We start from the raw sequence: 4,194 nt of genomic DNA on the forward strand, positions 1-4,194 counted from the left end.
GCGCGGCGAGCTGGCCGGCCAACTCGAATCTCTTCGCGGCGACATCGAGAGTCTGGTGCGGGACGCGGTTCACGTTCCGCCCCAGACGGCGTCGGATGAACGGGAGCCGACCGCCGCACGATCGCCGTCACGGCACGGCGGGCCGGCGCCCACGGCCGGTGGTGGCCCCCGGGAAACGAGCGACCCCGAGACCGAGGGCCTGCCCGCCACGGGCAAGCCGAACATCGGGAATCCGGAACGCCCCCGGCGGCCCAAGCACCACAAGCGCAGGAACACCACGGGTGTGAGCACGGCAGGCATCCCCCCTCGCTCCACGGACACCGGGTATGCCACCCGCACCGGGAACCGCGAAAACGGCGGTCCCGACAGGAAGACGACGCCGACCATCGCCACCGGTCCCACCCCGGAGACCACGCTCGACGACCCCACCCGGGAGGCCAGCGCGACGACGCACCTCAAGAACAGAGGAGTTACAACGCACGGGCACCATAGTCTCTCTGCCCATACGGGCTCCTCCTGGCATTCAATGGGAAAGCCGCAACCAGTGGATTCCTACCCAGGAAACGTCCACTCGCGACACGGGTCGTAACCACCCTTCTGCGGAACGGGTCAACCCAGTAGCGTTCGACAGGTGCGTGTCCCCTGCCCGCCCCGGCATGACCCGCGTCGCCTCCGCGGAAGCCTCGGGCGGGCGCTGGTGGCCGTGGCGGTCCTCGGCGCAGTCCTCACCCCGTTCCTGAAGATCGTTCCGGCGACCGCGGCCGGCCCCGCACCCACTCCCGGTCCCACGAGCGGCCTGGGTACCGCCGCGTCCCCCGCGGCCGGCCTCGGGCCGCCGGCTGCGGCCAGCGCTCCACCCGCGGTCCCGCCCACCGTCCCGCTCGCCGCACCGGCACCCACCGCCGCTTCCGACTCCGCTCCCCCGGCCGGTCTCACGGCAGCCGAGTGGCTCGTCGCGGACGCGGGAAGCGGCGCCATCCTCGCCGCCTACCGCCCACACGCCCAGGATCTCCCGGCCAGCACGATGAAAATCCTGACCGCGCTGACCGTGCTGCCCGGCCTGCCGCCGGACCGGGTCGTGACGGTCGACGAGAACGCCCCTCGGGTGGACGGCACGAAGGTCGGTCTCGTGCCGGGGGTCGGATACACCGTCCGTGACCTGGCGACCGCCATGCTGATCTCCAGCGGAAACGACGCGACCATGGCCCTGGTCCAGGCGAGCGGGGGAACTCCCGCCGTGCTGCAGCGGATGAACGCTCTAGCCAGGTCACTCGGCGCAACGGACACCGTCGCCGGTGACCCGACCGGACTGGACAGTCCCGGCCAGGTCACCAGTGTGCACGACCTAGCCGTGCTCGGTCGGGCGGCGTTGGACAACCCGACGGTGCGCGGCTACCTGACGATCCCGCGCGCCTCGCTCGCCGGCCGGGGGGGCACCCGCTTCGAGATCCAGAACCACAACGCCCTGCTGCGTTCCTACGAGGGGACTATCGGGGTGAAGAACGGCTACACCATCGCGGCCGGCGCGACGTTCGTCGGCGCGGCCACCCGCGGCGGCCACACCCTCATCGTCGCCCTGCTGCGGACGGCTCCCGCCTACGGCAAGGACGCACGCGCGCTGCTCGACTGGGGCTTCGCACACGCCAACACGGTCACCCCGGTCGGGTATCTCGCGAACCCCGGGGCGACGGCGGCGGCGTCGAGCGGGCCCGCGGGAGACCGGCCCTCCATCAGCCCGGCGGGTCCAGGGGTCGCGCCGACCGCCGGCGCGGCAACATCCTCCTCTTCCTCCTCGCGCTCCTCTTCCTCCTCGCGGCACGGAGTCGCCCGCGCGGGCGATCCTGGCAGCGGCATCGGCCCGATAACCTGGATCGCGATCGGCGGCACCGTCGTAGCATGCCTGCTCACCGCACTCACCCATCGGGCCGCCCGGGTACGCCGACACCAGCACCGGCGGCGGCACGCGGCGGCGGGCCTCCGGGACGTCGAGCGCCCGTCGGGCCGGCCACCCGCACCGCGTTACGGACACGTGTCCGTAACGCTGCGGCCGGCGGCCGGACCTGATCAGTCCGATCTGCTGGATGTCCCCGAGGGTATGCGGCGGCGCAGAAGTGCCCGTACCCGGGCGGGGAGGGGCACCGTGCCACGCGGGTTGCTCTCCGACGCCACCCGCACCGGTCCGGCCGAGGATGGCTTCGCCGACGACGGGTCGGATGAAGCAGACTCGAGCGGCGTCGAGCCGTTCTGGGAGCCGGGCACCAGGCGGCGGGAGGCCTCCGGGTTCGGCGAGCCGCTCGACCGGTAGGACTCCGGCCCCGTGGATCCCGCGCCTGCCGCGCCCGCGCTCCCCGCCGCCGCGTGGTCGGCCGCCTCGGCGACGGTATGCCGGGCTGCCGAACCGGAGGGGAAGACGTCGGAGTTGTAGGGCGCCGTCACGGTCCAGGCAGCGACGAACAGCGTCCATCGCATGACAATGTTGATCCAGATGAGCAACCCGACGATCACCGCGAACGTACCGTACACCGGATTGCTCATGGTCTGCCCGACCAGCCAGGTGCCGACGATCTTGAGGATCTCGACTCCGACGGCGCCGAGCACCGCACCCCGGACCGTCCGCACCCGGTCGGTCTGCTGCGGCAGCCGCCAGAACAGATAGAGGAAAACCGCGGTGTCGATCGCGAGGGCGATGAGCAGGGCCAGTAGGCCGGTCACCCAGGCCGCGGCGGTGCTGCCGGACAATCCGATCCAGCTCAGGAATGACCCGGTGGCCGAGGTCGAGAGGCTGGTCACGACGAGTGAGGCCAACAGAGTCAGTCCCAGTCCCGCGAGCACCGTGACATCCCGCAGCCGCCGGGTGATGATGTTACCGACATCGATGTCCTGGTGCCATACGAGACGGATGGCGTCCCGCAGCGCGCCGATCCACGCGAGTCCGGCGAGCAGGAGGCCGGCAAGACCGATAATGCCCACACCGACCTTGGCGTTGCCAATCGAGGCGACGTCGAGCTTGTCCGCCAAGCCCGGAAGATAGTCGTTGATCTGCCGGGTCAGGCTCTCCTGCACATCGGGGTACGCGTCTACGACGAAGCCGGTGACCGCGAAGGCCAGCGCGATCAGCGGGAAGAATGAAAGGAACGCGAAGTAGGTCGCCGACGCCGCGAGACGATCACCGCCATCGGCTGTGTAGCGGGAATATGCCCGGACGAGGTGATCGAGAAACGGACGTTTCCGGCGTACCGCCACAGCGGTACCGGAAACCGTCCCGACACCGGCCCGTACCGCCTGACGAGGTCCCGTCACATTCGTTACTGTCCCCCGACGGCGTGCGCTCACTCCCGAGATCCGAGTGTGGCGCGTCGCCTCCCGCCGCCCACCGGTTCCGGCCCACGCTCAGGGCGACCGAACGGGAAGAAGCGTAGTTGCCGCCAGCGCAGGTCGGCGCCTCTTTCGTACATCCCGAACCCGTTGACCTCGAACTGCGCCTGATATTCGGCGAGCGCATCAAAGGCGCGATCTAACGCGTCCTCGGCAAGATCGTGCGCGACGGTGACGTGCGGATGGTAGGCAAAGCTGAGCGGCCGGTCGAGAGGACCGGACCGTACCACCGCCGCCAGTTTCTCGCACCGGAGAATACCCATGGCGAGGGCGACGAACACGACCGGAGACAACGGCCGGAACGTGCCGGATCCCCGCAGGCGGATGGTGAACGGGGAGTTCGTCCGCGCCGCCTGCGCGAGGTGGCGCTCGATCATGGGCAGCTCCACGAACCCGACGGAGGTCGGACCCAGCAGGGTGACGTGCGGGACGATGAGGGCTGCGTTCGGGTCGCCGAGTCGCTCCCGCCAGTCCTGAAGCTCTGTGCGGTACGGCTCGGGGATGCCGATCGCCACCCCGATGTCCACCCGAGCCGCGGAACCGAGCGGATCGACCGATCCACCGGGATCAACGGCCGGGACAACCTGGACGGTATGACCGTTCACCCCCTCAGTCATGCGGGACCGGCTCCCCGACGAAAGCAGTGACGATCGCTACTCTGCGTATCCACATGCCTGCCTGCGCCGGGTGAAGAACCGGCCGTCGGGATCGGTCTCGCCGAGGAAGCATGCCGACATCATGGCCCATGAGCCACGGCCGTCCCGCGCGGACCATGGGAAGGGGATGCGGATTCCAGATCATGACCAAAAGCTGACAATG

At 70.1% G+C, this 4,194-nt stretch carries 2 protein-coding genes and 1 pseudogene; 1 reads left to right on the forward strand and 2 read right to left on the reverse strand.

Annotated elements, in window-relative coordinates; genetic code table 11:
- Nucleotides 1-703 precede the first annotated feature (703 nt).
- A pseudogene (locus AC08ON_RS08750) lies at nt 704-1,522 on the forward strand (D-alanyl-D-alanine carboxypeptidase family protein); the annotation flags it as partial.
- 542 nt (nt 1,523-2,064) lie between these two features.
- On the opposite strand, the gene AC08ON_RS08755 reads toward AC08ON_RS08750, so the two are convergent.
- Both AC08ON_RS08755 and AC08ON_RS08760 read right to left on the reverse strand, forming a co-directional pair.
- On the reverse strand, nt 2,065-3,300 hold the full coding sequence (locus AC08ON_RS08755; protein WP_476607161.1) for a YihY/virulence factor BrkB family protein: 1,236 nt from the start codon (nt 3,298-3,300) through the stop codon (nt 2,065-2,067).
- 29 nt (nt 3,301-3,329) lie between these two features.
- Nucleotides 3,330-3,992, reverse strand: coding sequence for a 2'-5' RNA ligase family protein (locus AC08ON_RS08760; protein WP_476607162.1), 663 nt, complete (start codon nt 3,990-3,992; stop codon nt 3,330-3,332).
- Nucleotides 3,993-4,194: the final 202 nt, after the last annotated feature.

This window comes from Frankia sp. CoWAU3 (assembly GCF_977971855.1).

What these genes read in the sequence shown, in the direction of transcription:
- AC08ON_RS08760 (WP_476607162.1), bottom strand. Translation starts at nt 3,992, where the DNA reads ATGACTGAGGGGGTGAACGGTCATACCGTCCAGGTTGTCCCGGCCGTT.